Below are 12,645 nucleotides of genomic sequence, written 5' to 3'. Positions count from 1 at the left end.
GAGTATGCATGGCTAACATGTTTGCCCTGATCCTGGCGATTGCAACGCTGGTTTCAGGGATTATCTGGTGCCTTGATCGCTTCAAGCTGGCACCTGCACGCCGGGCTAAAATTGCGAAAATTAAGGCTGAAACGGGCGGGGCGGTTGACGATACAACGCTGAGCAAAGTCGCGAAGCAGCCAGGCTGGGTGGAAACCTGTGCTTCTGTATTCCCGGTATTGTTAGTTGTGTTTGTGGTGCGTTCATTTATTTATGAACCGTTCCAGATCCCATCTGGCTCTATGATGCCAACGTTGCTTATTGGCGATTTCATTGTGGTTGAGAAATATGCTTATGGCCTGAAGGATCCTATTACCCAGACCAAGCTTATCCCGACCGGTGAACCAAAACGCGGCGATGTGGTGGTATTTAAATATCCGCTTAATCCAAGCGTGGACTATATTAAACGTCTGGTCGGTTTGCCAGGCGACCGGGTGACTTACGATCCGTTCAGCAAGCAGGTGACCGTTCAGCCAGCCTGCGACAGCGGCAAAAATTGCAACACGGCTTTGGCGGTGACTTATGACACCGGCGTTGCCAGCGATTTCGTGCAGACTTTCGGTCAGTCTTCTGGTGGCGAAGCCAGCAGTGGTTTCTTTGAAACGCCACCGACAGGCAATGTTCCGCAAGACGGTGTCCGTCTTGTTCAGCGTAATGAAACGCTGGGCAATGTCACGCATCGTATTCTGACTGTGCCGGGCGCGCGTGACCAACTGGGTGCGTATTATCAGCAACCGGGCCAACCGCTGGGGACATGGGTCGTTCCTGCCGGCCATTATTTCATGATGGGCGATAACCGTGATAACAGCGCTGACAGCCGTTATTGGGGCTTTGTACCTGAAAAGAATTTAGTGGGTAAAGCGTCTGCAATTTGGATGAGCTTTAAAAAACAGGAAGGTGAATGGCCTACCGGTGTTCGTTTAAGCCGTATCGGTGGAATTCATTAATTAATGGTGCCCGTTAGCGCAGCATTATATTTCCACTCGTTGTAGAATATCCTTTCGGGCGATAAAAGTTGGCTCCCCTGATTTTACGTTTTTATTTAAAACGAACAGGAGGAGCCACTGCAAACGAAACAGCTTTGGATTGGCTTAGGGCGAAGCAGGCCTGTTCCGTATGCTGAAGTTTTTGACGCATTCTTGATCTATTGGTAACTCATGAATCCCATCGTAATAAACAGGCTTCAGCGGAAGCTGGGCTACACTTTTCAACAGCAGGAGCTTTTATTGCAGGCACTGACTCACCGCAGCGCAAGCAGTAAACACAATGAGCGTTTAGAGTTCCTGGGTGACTCAATTCTTAGTTATGTAATAGCTAACGCGCTGTACCATCGCTTTCCTCGTGTAGACGAGGGCGATATGAGTCGTATGCGTGCCACGCTGGTACGTGGAAATACGTTAGCTGAAATGGCACGTGAATTCGATCTCGGCGAATGCTTACGCTTAGGGCCGGGCGAATTGAAAAGTGGTGGTTTCCGCCGCGAGTCGATTCTTGCGGATACGGTGGAGGCACTCATTGGCGGCGTGTTCCTGGACAGTGATATCCAGACCGTCGAAAAGCTGATTCTCGATTGGTACCGTAGTCGTTTAGACGAAATCAGTCCCGGTGATAAGCAGAAAGACCCAAAAACCCGTTTACAGGAGTTTTTGCAAGGTCGTCACCTGCCGTTGCCTTCTTATCTGGTTGTGCAGGTTCGCGGTGAAGCGCACGATCAGGAGTTTACCATCCACTGCCAGGTCAGTGGCTTGAACCAGCCGGTTGTAGGAACCGGTTCAAGCCGCCGTAAAGCCGAGCAGGCGGCAGCGGAACAAGCGCTGATACAGCTGGAGCTTGAATGAGCGAAGAAAAGAATTACTGTGGTTTTGTTGCAATCGTAGGCCGTCCTAACGTCGGTAAATCTACCTTGCTGAATGAATTATTGGGGCAGAAAATCTCCATTACTTCCCGCAAACCGCAAACCACGCGTCACCGCATCATGGGTATCCACACCGAAGGGCCATACCAGGCTATCTACGTGGACACCCCGGGGCTGCACATCGAAGAAAAACGTGCCATTAACCGTCTGATGAACCGCGCTGCAAGCAGCTCGATTGGTGATGTAGAACTGGTGATCTTCGTGGTTGAAGGCACTCACTGGACTCCGGATGACGAAATGGTGGTCAACAAACTGCGTGATTTGAAATCACCGGTTCTGCTGGCAATCAACAAGATTGATAACGTCACCGATAAGTCTAAATTGCTGCCACATTTGCAATTCCTGAGTGAGCAGATGAACTTCGTTGATATCGTGCCTATCTCAGCAGAGAAAGGCACCAACGTGGATACCATTGCAGCTCTGGTGCGCAAACGTCTGCCGGAAGCGGTTCACCACTTCCCGGAAGATTACATCACTGACCGTTCACAGCGTTTCATGGCCTCTGAAATCATCCGTGAAAAACTGATGCGTTTCCTCGGCGAAGAATTGCCGTATTCCGTGACCGTAGAAATCGAACGCTTCGTCAGCAATGAACGCGGCGGTTACGATATCAATGGCCTGATTCTGGTAGAACGTGAAGGCCAGAAGAAAATGGTTATCGGCAACAAAGGCTCTAAAATCAAGACGATTGGCATTGAAGCCCGCCAGGACATGGAAAACATGTTTGAAGCGAAAGTCCATCTTGAGTTGTGGGTTAAGGTCAAATCCGGCTGGGCAGACGACGAACGTGCGCTGCGTAGCCTGGGTTATGTAGACGACTTATAAGGTCCGCGCCTATGGAAGGCTGGCAACGCGCATTTGTTTTGCATGGGCGACCTTACAGTGAAACCAGTCTCATGCTGGATTTATTCACTGAGGGACAAGGGCGGGTACGCATACTGGCTAAAGGTGCGCGTGGCCGCCGGTCCAATTTAAAAGGCTGCCTGCAGCCTTTTACGCCTTTACTGGTTCGCTGGAGCGGGCGGGGAGAAGTCAAAACCCTGCGTAATGCCGAGCCGGTTTCTCTGGCACTTCCCCTTTCAGGTCTGATGCTTTACAGCGGCCTGTACGTCAATGAACTCGTTTCCCGCGTACTTGAGCAGGAAGCTAATTACTCTTCGTTATTCTTCGACTATCTTAATTGTCTGCAAAATCTTGCCAGCGCCAGTGGTTCGCCTGAGTACGCTTTGCGTCAGTTTGAACTCTCGCTTTTACACCATCTGGGCTATGGCGTGGATTTCCTGCATTGCGCGGGCAGTGGCGAAGAAGTCAGCGACACCATGACCTACCGCTATCGTGAAGAAAAAGGCTTTATCGCCAGTCTGGTCATTGATAATTCCAGCTTCACCGGGCGTGATTTGAAAGCGCTGGCCAGCCGGGATTTTCCGGATGTTTCCACGCTGCGTGCTGCAAAACGTTTTACCCGCATGGCACTGAAACCCTATCTCGGCGGCAAGCCCCTGAAAAGTCGTGAGCTATTTCGCCAGTTTCAGGTCAAAAAGCCTGTCTCACCTTCTGACAATTCTTCCAGCTAATTCAGATTCCGGGCTACACGTCGCTACTCTCAAGGGTGTAAACTGCAGAAAGTAGCTTTTCTGATCCACTCATAAATCAATTCATTCTCAAATCTGGAGCTGTTATGGCTGAGTTGCTGTTGGGCGTTAACATTGATCACATCGCGACACTGCGTAATGCACGTGGTACGGCTTACCCTGATCCGGTTCAGGCGGCATTCATCGCTGAACAGGCTGGTGCTGATGGGATCACCGTCCACCTGCGTGAGGATCGCCGTCATATCACCGACCGCGACGTGCGCCTTCTGCGTCAGACTATCCAAACCCGCATGAATCTCGAAATGGCTGTCACCGATGAAATGGTCGGGATTGCCTGCGAAGTTTTGCCGCATTTCTGCTGCCTGGTGCCGGAAAAACGCGAGGAAGTGACTACCGAAGGCGGTCTGGATGTCGCCGGTCAGATAGATAAAATGACCGTTGCCGTTTCCCGTCTGAGCGAAGCGGGCATTCTGGTTTCCCTGTTTATCGACCCGGATTTGCGCCAGATTGATGCTGCTGTCGCGGTCGGTGCGCCTTACATCGAAATTCATACCGGTGCGTATGCGGAAGCGAAGACTGATCTTGAGCGTCAGGCTGAGCTGGAACGTATTAAGCAGGGCGCGGCTTATGCAGCAGGCAAAGGTTTGAAAGTAAACGCCGGTCACGGGCTGACGTACCATAACGTGCAGCCGATCGCGGCACTGCCGGAAATGCATGAGCTGAATATCGGCCACGCTATCATCGGTCAGGCGGTTATCGACGGCTTATCCGGTGCAGTACGTGAAATGAAAAATCTGATGAGAGAAGCCCGCCGGTAATGAGCATTTTAGGTTTAGGTACGGACATTGTTGAAATTTCCCGTATCGAAGCAGTGATTGAACGCAGCGGCGACCGGCTGGCGAAGCGTATTTTATGCGCCAATGAATGGGCTGTTTATCAGCAACATCAGCAGCCGGTTCGTTTTCTGGCGAAGCGGTTTGCCGTCAAGGAAGCCGCAGCTAAAGCGCTGGGAACCGGTATTCGCAACGGCCTGGCATTTGAGCAGTTTGAAGTCGTCAATGATGTGCTGGGTAAGCCGGGGCTGGTTTTTCATGCCCGCGCGGCAGAAATGGCGGCGGAAATGGGCGTGAAATCCGTGCATGTTACGCTTGCCGATGAGCGCCGTTATGCCTGTGCGACGGTTATTATTGAAAACTGATTTGTTGCATCATTCCGTCAGTTAAACGGCGTGATGCAATACCACAAACTTATCCCAAAGCTGTTCGTTAGTTTCGGTGTGTTGCGGATTGATGATGATGGTATTGTCGATTGGGCAGACGCTCTGACAGGTCGGTTTGTCGTAATGACCGACACATTCCGTGCAACGATCGCTGTCAATTTCGTAAATATCATTGCCCATCGAGATCGCCTGATTCGGGCACTCCGGTTCGCACATATCGCAATTAATGCATTTGTGTGTGATCAGCAGGGCCATGGCGTTTTCTCATATCGTTCAGTCATCAGGGCGCGCAGTATAGCAGAATTGCGCTGGCACAGGGTCTACGTCAGTGCCTTTCCGCTCCCCGAATGATCCTGATCAAACCAGCTTTTTGACCAGTTCTTCGCTGTGGCGGATCCGCTCCGGTGCATGTTCAGTATCCTGCTGAACCAGCGCAACAAACAGCAGATCGGTCAGTGAATATTGTGCCGTTGTGGCCGACAGCGCGGCTCCGCGTGTGGTCGGTAATTCTGCGACGGTGTACAAACAGTGATCGGCCTGTTGTTGCAGGGTATTGGGTGAAAACCCGGTGATCGCCAGCACCTTAGCGCCACTTTCCCGGGCAACCCGTGCCGCCAGATTGATTTCGCTGCGTTCACCGCTGAACGAAATCGCCAGCAATAAATCTTCCTTTGAAAGCGCCTGAGCTGTAGCAATCAGCACATGTGTGTCCGACTCTGCGATGGCCGTGACGCCAATTTTCAACAGCTTATACGCCAAATCCTTAGCCACCAGTCCGGATGCCCCGATGCCCGTCAGAATGATTTTTCGGGCACTGCTCAGCATCGACAATGCGATTTGCAAACGGGGCTCGCTGTTGATATCGAGCGTAGCGCGCAAAGCCGATTGTTTTTCTGTCAGCAGTTTCTCGCCCACAACGTGCAGACTGTCGGTGCTCAGGATCTGATTGTGTACGGTGACAGGTTCGCTGTTTTTGGGGGATGCCAGGGATTCGCTCATGGCGAGTTTCAGCGCAGGAAAGCCTTTATAACCGAGTTTTTGCGCGAACTTCACCACGCCTGACTGGCTGACTCCCGCCATTTCGGCCAGTTTTTGTGAGCTCATATGACGCGCTTTTTCCGGCTGAGCCAGTAAAAAATCAGCCAGTTTACGGTCATTTTGTGCCAGTGTCGGATACAACTGGCGGATACGGATCATACAACTCATGGTGGCTTATCCCGGCTTCTCAGAATACGTAGGTCACGTTTTGCGGATTATGTTATCTAAAATAGCAAATATTCCTCGCAATGATGAATAAAATATTCAAGTATTATGCAATAATTTTGAATTAAAAATTCAGGAGAAAAACATGAACAGCCCCCTTAACTTAGGCGCACTCGTTTCCGAGAGCCGTAATCCGGATACGATCAACTTAGATGAAATGTCTTCACTGGAATTAGCCACCTGTTTCAATCAGGAAGACCGCAAAGTTCCTGAGGCCATCAGTAAAGTTCTGTCGCAAATAGCGCAGGCGATCGATAAAGCCGCGGCCTCATTTAAAGCGGGCGGTCGTCTGATTTATCTCGGCGCGGGGACCAGCGGGCGTCTGGGTGTTCTCGATGCATCGGAATGTCCGCCAACGTTCGGCGTGCCGCACGGCATGGTTGTCGGCCTGATTGCCGGTGGTCCCGGTGCATTACTCAAAGCGGTGGAAGGGGCCGAAGACAGCGAAGCGCTGGGCGTTGAAGATTTAAAGGATCTGCATCTGAGCGCGGATGACACCGTTGTCGGATTAGCGGCGAGCGGCCGCACACCTTACGTGATCGGCGCGTTGCGCTACGCCACGGAACTGGGTTGTGCCACGGTGGCGATTTCCTGTAACCCGGATTCACCGATTGCGCAGGAAGCGACGATCGCCATTTCTCCCGTTGTCGGGCCCGAGGCGCTGACCGGTTCCACTCGTCTGAAATCCGGTACTGCGCAGAAGCTGGTACTGAACATGATTTCTACCGGTGCGATGGTGAAAACCGGCAAGGTTTATCAGAACCTGATGGTCGACGTGAAAGCGACCAACGTCAAACTGGTCGATCGTGCCTGCCGCATTGTTGTGGAAGCCACCGGCGCGGCACGCAGTGATGCTGAACTGGCGCTTTCTCAGACTGATTTCGAAGTGAAACCGGCCATTCTCATGTTACTGGCGGGCATTGATGCACCACAGGCAAAAGCGCGTCTGGAGCAACATAACGGCTACCTTCGCGCCGCGCTGGCGGGCTAAATCAGGAGAAAAGCATGGCGACAGCAATGGATAAAACTCACCTGCTGGCTTCTAAGATTTTGCAGGGTGTGGGCGGCGAAGGGAATATCAGCAAGCTGGAAAACTGCATGACCCGTGTACGCGTGGAAGTTTTTGACGATGCGCGTCTGGATCTGGCCAGCCTGAAAACGCTGGAGGGGATTAAAGGTTATCTCAGGCAGGGCGAGCAGCATCAGTTTATCGTCGGGCCGGGGGCAGCAGCCAAAGTCGTGGACGCCATGCGCCTGTTGCTGAGCCCTGCGGGAACAGCCAGTGCGGCGGGTGAAAGTGATATAGCCCGCAACAAAGCCAGTGCCAAAGCCAAATACTCAGCGCCGATGAGTGGCGCGCTGCGAAAACTGGCGGATGTTTTCATTCCGCTGATCCCGGCATTTATCGCTTCAGGTCTGATTATGGGCATTATTAATCTGCTCAAACGGCCTGATATCGCCGGTTCCATTGCGACTGATTATCCTAATATTCTCGGCCTGCTGGCGATATTCGGCGGCGCTGTATTTGCCATCATGAATATTCTGGTCGGTGTGAATGCTGCCCGCGTGTTTGGCGGTTCACAGGCCATGGGCGGCGTGATGGCGGGGATCCTTTCCAGTCCGGCGCTGGCGCAAATTACGCTGTTTGGCGAAACATTACAGCCGGGGCGTGGCGGGGTGATTGCGGTCTTGCTGGTCGTCGCGCTGATGTGCTGGCTCGAAAAACGGCTGCGCCAGTGGCTGCCGGAATCGGTCGAACTGATCCTCAATCCGCTGATCACCACGCTGATCACTGCGACGCTGGCAATTGTTATCCTCCAGCCGATCGGCGGTTATATCTCTGACGGCATCGCGCATGGCGTCAATATTGCTATCGACAAAGGCGGATTACTTGTGGGTGCAGTGCTGGCCGGAGCCTTTCTGCCGCTGGTGCTTTCCGGGCTTCATCAGGGGCTGGTGCCCATCCACGTAGAGCTTATTCAGGCGCACGGTTCCAATCCGCTGTTGCCCATTCTGGCGATGGCGGGTGTCGGACAGGTCGGCGCGGCGATTGCGGTTTACATGAAAACGCGTAACGCACGGCTGAAAAAAGTGATTAAAGGTGCGCTGCCGGTGGGAATACTGGGCATTGGTGAGCCGTTGATTTTCGGGGTGACGCTACCGCTTGGCCGGCCATTTATTGGCGCCTGTCTGGGCGGAGCCGTGGGCGGCGCGCTAATCTGTTACTGGAAAGTCGCTACGGTCATCACGTTTGGTATTTCCGGGTTGCCGCTGGCGCTGACCATTATTTCTGGCAAAGTGATGTTGTATCTGGCCGGTTTAGTCATTACGGTATTAGCTGGTTTTATTTTTACCTGGCTGATGGGGTTTAACGATCCCGAGGAGTAATGGATTGAGTACGAAGCCTGATCGACGGGTGGTCTTTTTTGACCTGGATGGAACGCTGCATCAGCAGGACATGTTCGGAACCTTCCTGCGTTTTTTGCTAAAAAAAATGCCGCAGAACCTGGTTCTGGTGGTGCCTTTATTGCCGCTGATTGGCGCAGGACTATTCTTTCAGGGGCGCGCAACACGCTGGCCGATGAGCCTGTTGCTGTGGGCCATTACTTTTGGTCACAGTGAGGCACGCCTGAAAGCGCTGGAGCTGCAATTCGTGACTGCGTTTCGCGAAAAAGTGGTGGAGTTTCCGGTGGTACAACGCCGGTTGCGCGAATATCTGGACAGCGACGATACCGAAGTGTGGCTGATCACCGGTTCTCCTGAGAACCTGGTGCAGCAGGTTTATAACGCATCGCTGTTTTTACCGCAGGTACGTCTGGTGGGCAGCCGTATCGCGCGGGGTAAAGGCGGCTGGGTGCTGCCTCTGCGCTGTCTCGGTGAAGAAAAAGTTGTACAGCTCGAAAGCCGGATTGGCTCACCGCTTAAACTTTATAGTGGTTACAGCGACAGCAAACAGGACAACCCGCTGTTGTTCTTTTGCGAGCACCGTTTTCGTGTCAGCAAGCAGGGTGAATTGCAGCAACTTGAATAAATACCGCGGTATATTTCAGACAACAAAACAGGCCATTTCTGGCCTGTTTTTATTTGGGCATATTCTTTAGTAATCAGAACGCAGCTTTGAAAATCCCTACCACATCGGCATGTGTACCCTGAATCGGGTTAGTCAGTGCGCAGGCATCTTTCAGGGCGTTGGTCGCCAGTGTATTAAAATCTTCTTCTTTCACGTTCAGGTCGCGTAATCCGGCAGGAATATCGACATCACGCGCCAGCTGACGGATAGCATCGATACAGGCTTTTGCACCTTCTGCATCACTCATCGCTGAAACATCAATGTGCATCGCGGCAGCAACGTCTTTCAGACGCGGGCTGGCAACGCGGGCGTTGTATTCCTGCACAAACGGCAGCAGGACGGCATTACAAACACCGTGCGGCAGGTTATAGAAACCGCCTAACTGGTGCGCCATGGCGTGTACATAACCGAGCGACGCATTGTTAAATGCCATCCCGGCGAGAAACTGTGCGTAAGCCATGTCTTCGCGAGCCTGCATATTTTTACCGTCTTTCACCGCCGTGCGCAGTGAGTCGGTAATCATGGTAATCGCTTTCAGCGCACAGGCATCCGTTATCGGGTTTGCCGCGCTGGATACATAGGCTTCGATCGCGTGAGTCAGCGCATCCATCCCGGTGGCAGCAGTCAGCCCTTTTGGCATGCCGACCATCAGGTGCGGGTCATTGACTGACATCAGCGGCGTCACGTTTTTATCCACGATAGCCATTTTGATATGGCGTTCTTCATCGGTAATGATGCAAAAACGCGTCATTTCTGAAGCCGTACCGGCAGTCGTGTTGATAGAAATCAGCGGCAACTGGGGTTTAGCAGAACGGTCAACGCCTTCGTAATCATTGATGTTGCCGCCGTTAGTGGCCAGCAACGCGATACCTTTGGCGCAGTCATGCGGTGAACCGCCGCCAAGTGAGATCACGCAATCGCAGGCATCTTTTTTCAGGATCTCCAGCCCTTCACGCACATTGCGGGTGGTTGGGTTAGGGTTTGTTCCATGATAAACGCTGCTTTGCACGTCGCTTTTTGCCAGTAATTCCTGAACCTGTTTAACCACGCCGATATCGAATAACACTTTATCCGTGACGATCAGGGCATGGCGGAAACCATGCTGCGCGATAGCGGTAGCCGCATCATTAAGCGCGCCAGAACCAATAACGTTAACGGACGGGATAAAGAAAGTTGCAGTAGCCATAATTGTTTTCCTTGTTGTCAGCTCTTGATAGGTACAAGGAAACCTTAATGTTGTTACCGGTAACATCATTTGATCTGGCGCAAGAATACACAGATTAACCCGGCTAATTTCCTGATCTAATGACTATGAAATGTAAGGTTATTATCTGTTGGCATAAGCCATTTCTGCTATCAGAACCGCGGGTTATCATCATTAAGTAATACTTCCTGTTACCGCTGATGAACTGTACGCGCGATATCGATTATGGCCCGTGGGCGGGCGGCACGAACAAAGGTATAATGGCGCTGATTAAAATGACTGAGGTTGAAGTGGCAGTGACAGAATTAGCAGAAATAAATGACGACGAACGCTGGATGCAATACGCAATGACTTTGGCGCTGAAGGCGCAGGAGGAGGGCGAAGTGCCGGTGGGCGCCGTGCTGGTTTTGGACAATCAGGTGATTGGCGAGGGCTGGAACCGTTCTATCGGACATCATGATCCGACGGCGCACGCGGAAATCATGGCGTTACGTCAGGGCGGCAGCGCGGTGCAAAACTACCGCCTGCTGGATGCCATACTGTATGTCACTCTTGAGCCTTGCGTGATGTGCGCCGGCGCGATGGTCCACAGCCGGATCCGTCGCGTAGTGTATGGCGCAGCCGATGCCAAAACCGGTGCAGCGGGTTCCCTGATGGATGTTCTGCGCCATCCCGGCATGAATCATCAGGTAGAAATTACGGCGGGCGTTCTGGCTGATGCCTGTTCTGAACAGCTGAGTGCGTTCTTTCGTTTTCGCCGCAGCCAGAAAAAAGCGCTGCGGCTGGCAGAACGCGCAGCTCAGGCCGGTGACATCATTTCTGATAATCCTAAAGAATAAGGCTGTTCAGGCCTTATTTCTCCAGTGCTTCCTGTGCATCCACTACCGGATATCCCTGACCCAGCTGAGCCTGTAGCGCCGCCTTCTGCGCCTGCTGCTTCTCTTTTTCCATCAGATACCCCACCAGACTGAGCTGATAGCGGCGGATATTTTCCACATAATTATACGCCTGCGTGCCGCGGGCATAACCGTAAGTCGTCCGGCTTAAGAAGCGTTTCTGATTAAGCATCGGCAGCCGTTGCTTCACATCCGCCCAGCTGTCCGGATTCCCCTTTTGCTGTGCGGTCAGCTTGCGGGCGTCCAGCATATGGCCGTAGCCCATATTATATGCCGCCAGTGCAAACCAGATCCGTTCATCCTGCGGAATAGATCCCGGCATTTTATCCATCAGATGCGACAGATACTGCGCACCGCCACGGATACTTTGTTCGGCATCTGTCCGGTCATCGACATTCAGCCCGCCAGCCGTCGCGCGGGTCAGCATCATTACGCCACGCACACCGGTCGGTGATTTCGCCAGCGGATCCCAGTGAGATTCCTGATAAGCGATAGCGGCCAGCAAACGCCAGTCGATGTTCTGAGCATATTTTTCAAACAGCGGCTGCAAATCCGGCAGCGTCGTGTCGATGGCGTTCAGGAAAGTACGGGTATCGACATAATCGAAATCGCCCACGTGCCCGAGGTATTTTTCCTCCAGTTTTTCCAGCGTACCGTCCTCTGAAATCTGACTGAAGAAATCCAGCATAGCGGCAGCAAGGCTGTCGTCATCAGGTTGTTTGCGGTAATACCAGGTGACCGGTTCATCGTCTGTGGCATCAAAGGCCACCGCAAGGCGCGGATAGACGCGCTGCATCAGGGCGATGGTGACCGAATCCCCCAGCGTATAATCGAGTTTGCCGTTTTCAACCTGTTGCAACAGGTCGCGGGGTGACAATTTATCGGTGGTGGTCCAGTTGAGGTCTGGATATTTTTGGCTGGCAGCTTCCAGCGTGGCGATATGCGCACTGCCAGCAGACACTACCAGCGAGCCTTTGATGTCGGCGAAACCTTTCGGGCGCACAGCACCCTGCCGGTAAACCAGCTGCTGCGATACGGAATAGTATTCCGGGCCGGCGCGGTAGTTTTTCAGGCGCTCATTGTTGTACACCAGACCGGAAGCCAGCATGTCGGTTTTACCATGATCAAGATCGTCGAACATGCTCTCGATGGTGGTGTGCTGAGAAATCACCAGCTTCACGCCCAGATAATCTGCGAAGCGTTTAGCCAGTTCATAATCGAAGCCCAGATTGCCTTCAGGGGAGTCCATAAAAGTCAGTGGAGAATTGAGCGTGCTGACGCGCAATTCTCCACGGGATTTTATCTGATCCAGCTGGTCACCTTCACCTCTGTGCCACGGCACGGCAGGCCACAAGGCCAGTGCCAGTAACAGGGCGGCGATCCCCATCAGAACATAATTAATTTTTAGTCGCGTCAAATAGTTATCTCGCTGCGGCGCTCTTGTTTT

The 12,645-nt window shown here is 52.6% G+C and carries 14 protein-coding genes; 10 read left to right on the top strand and 4 right to left on the bottom strand.

What is annotated here, in order from left to right; genetic code table 11:
- The first annotated feature begins 8 nt into the window (after nt 1-8).
- The 6 genes from lepB to acpS all read left to right on the top strand — a co-directional run bounded on the left by lepB (nt 9) and on the right by acpS (nt 4,744).
- Nucleotides 9-986, top strand: a complete 978-nt coding sequence (lepB, locus tag ACM615_RS10375; protein WP_112288187.1) for a signal peptidase I — start codon at nt 9-11, stop codon at nt 984-986.
- A gap of 210 nt (nt 987-1,196) precedes the next feature.
- The gene (gene rnc / locus ACM615_RS10370; RefSeq protein WP_013576719.1) at nt 1,197-1,877 is read left to right on the top strand and encodes a ribonuclease III; all 681 of its coding nucleotides are present in this window, start codon (nt 1,197-1,199) and stop codon (nt 1,875-1,877) included.
- Nucleotides 1,874-2,779 carry a GTPase Era gene (era, locus tag ACM615_RS10365; protein ID WP_112288188.1) on the top strand — a complete coding sequence of 302 codons (906 nt, stop codon included), beginning with the start codon at nt 1,874-1,876 and terminating at the stop codon, nt 2,777-2,779. The genes rnc and era overlap by 4 nt, the downstream gene beginning before the upstream one ends.
- A gap of 11 nt (nt 2,780-2,790) precedes the next feature.
- Nucleotides 2,791-3,528 (top strand): DNA repair protein RecO, encoded by a 738-nt coding sequence (gene recO / locus ACM615_RS10360; protein WP_113876186.1) that lies wholly within the window; start codon nt 2,791-2,793, stop codon nt 3,526-3,528.
- 104 nt (nt 3,529-3,632) lie between these two features.
- Entirely contained in the window at nt 3,633-4,364 is a 732-nt protein-coding gene (gene pdxJ, locus ACM615_RS10355) for a pyridoxine 5'-phosphate synthase (protein WP_112288190.1), read from the top strand.
- Nucleotides 4,364-4,744, top strand: coding sequence for a holo-ACP synthase (gene acpS, locus ACM615_RS10350; RefSeq protein WP_112288191.1), 381 nt, complete (start codon nt 4,364-4,366; stop codon nt 4,742-4,744). Before pdxJ ends, acpS begins: the two co-directional genes overlap by 1 nt.
- Nucleotides 4,745-4,765: 21 nt before the next feature.
- Here acpS and ACM615_RS10345 read toward each other — a convergent pair whose 3' ends face one another.
- The gene (locus ACM615_RS10345; protein WP_113876185.1) at nt 4,766-5,020 is read right to left on the bottom strand and encodes a YfhL family 4Fe-4S dicluster ferredoxin; all 255 of its coding nucleotides are present in this window, start codon (nt 5,018-5,020) and stop codon (nt 4,766-4,768) included.
- Between the two features lie 102 nt (nt 5,021-5,122).
- Nucleotides 5,123-5,971, bottom strand: a complete 849-nt coding sequence (locus ACM615_RS10340) for a MurR/RpiR family transcriptional regulator (protein ID WP_113876184.1) — start codon at nt 5,969-5,971, stop codon at nt 5,123-5,125.
- Nucleotides 5,972-6,113: 142 nt separating this feature from the next.
- Between ACM615_RS10340 and murQ the strand changes: the two genes are divergently transcribed.
- The 3 genes from murQ to yfhb are packed head-to-tail and all read left to right on the top strand — an operon-like array spanning nt 6,114 to nt 9,059.
- Complete coding sequence (gene murQ / locus ACM615_RS10335) at nt 6,114-7,019, top strand: N-acetylmuramic acid 6-phosphate etherase (RefSeq protein WP_431011840.1); 906 nt, start codon at nt 6,114-6,116, stop codon at nt 7,017-7,019.
- A 26-nt stretch (nt 7,020-7,045) separates the two neighbouring features.
- The gene (locus tag ACM615_RS10330; RefSeq protein ID WP_159281393.1) at nt 7,046-8,416 is read left to right on the top strand and encodes a PTS transporter subunit EIIC; all 1,371 of its coding nucleotides are present in this window, start codon (nt 7,046-7,048) and stop codon (nt 8,414-8,416) included.
- 4 nt (nt 8,417-8,420) lie between these two features.
- Nucleotides 8,421-9,059 carry a phosphatidylglycerophosphatase C gene (yfhb, locus tag ACM615_RS10325; RefSeq protein WP_113876182.1) on the top strand — a complete coding sequence of 213 codons (639 nt, stop codon included), beginning with the start codon at nt 8,421-8,423 and terminating at the stop codon, nt 9,057-9,059.
- 73 nt (nt 9,060-9,132) lie between these two features.
- Here yfhb and yiaY read toward each other — a convergent pair whose 3' ends face one another.
- Entirely contained in the window at nt 9,133-10,284 is a 1,152-nt protein-coding gene (gene yiaY, locus ACM615_RS10320; RefSeq protein ID WP_113876181.1) for an L-threonine dehydrogenase, read from the bottom strand.
- 293 nt (nt 10,285-10,577) lie between these two features.
- Between yiaY and tadA the strand changes: the two genes are divergently transcribed.
- On the top strand, nt 10,578-11,141 hold the full coding sequence (tadA, locus tag ACM615_RS10315) for a tRNA adenosine(34) deaminase TadA (protein WP_159281257.1): 564 nt from the start codon (nt 10,578-10,580) through the stop codon (nt 11,139-11,141).
- Nucleotides 11,142-11,154: 13 nt separating this feature from the next.
- On the opposite strand, the gene mltF is transcribed toward tadA, so the two are convergent.
- Complete coding sequence (gene mltF / locus ACM615_RS10310; RefSeq protein ID WP_431011839.1) at nt 11,155-12,615, bottom strand: membrane-bound lytic murein transglycosylase MltF; 1,461 nt, start codon at nt 12,613-12,615, stop codon at nt 11,155-11,157.
- Nucleotides 12,616-12,645: the final 30 nt, after the last annotated feature.

It is taken from the genome of Rahnella sp. PAMC25617, assembly GCF_050606005.1.
Taxonomy (GTDB): Bacteria; Pseudomonadota; Gammaproteobacteria; order Enterobacterales; family Enterobacteriaceae; genus Rahnella; species Rahnella variigena.
Note: the sequence above shows the minus strand (reverse complement) of the source record. Positions and strands in the feature narration are given on the sequence as shown.

Coding starts and splice junctions, on each gene's coding strand:
- lepB (WP_112288187.1), top strand. CDS start 9: ATGGCTAACATGTTTGCCCTGATCCTGGCGATTGCAACGCTGGTTTCA.
- rnc (WP_013576719.1), top strand. CDS start 1,197: ATGAATCCCATCGTAATAAACAGGCTTCAGCGGAAGCTGGGCTACACT.
- era (WP_112288188.1), top strand. CDS start 1,874: ATGAGCGAAGAAAAGAATTACTGTGGTTTTGTTGCAATCGTAGGCCGT.
- recO (WP_113876186.1), top strand. CDS start 2,791: ATGGAAGGCTGGCAACGCGCATTTGTTTTGCATGGGCGACCTTACAGT.
- pdxJ (WP_112288190.1), top strand. CDS start 3,633: ATGGCTGAGTTGCTGTTGGGCGTTAACATTGATCACATCGCGACACTG.
- acpS (WP_112288191.1), top strand. CDS start 4,364: ATGAGCATTTTAGGTTTAGGTACGGACATTGTTGAAATTTCCCGTATC.
- ACM615_RS10345 (WP_113876185.1), bottom strand. CDS start 5,020: ATGGCCCTGCTGATCACACACAAATGCATTAATTGCGATATGTGCGAA.
- ACM615_RS10340 (WP_113876184.1), bottom strand. CDS start 5,971: ATGAGTTGTATGATCCGTATCCGCCAGTTGTATCCGACACTGGCACAA.
- murQ (WP_431011840.1), top strand. CDS start 6,114: ATGAACAGCCCCCTTAACTTAGGCGCACTCGTTTCCGAGAGCCGTAAT.
- ACM615_RS10330 (WP_159281393.1), top strand. CDS start 7,046: ATGGATAAAACTCACCTGCTGGCTTCTAAGATTTTGCAGGGTGTGGGC.
- yiaY (WP_113876181.1), bottom strand. CDS start 10,284: ATGGCTACTGCAACTTTCTTTATCCCGTCCGTTAACGTTATTGGTTCT.
- tadA (WP_159281257.1), top strand. CDS start 10,578: ATGACTGAGGTTGAAGTGGCAGTGACAGAATTAGCAGAAATAAATGAC.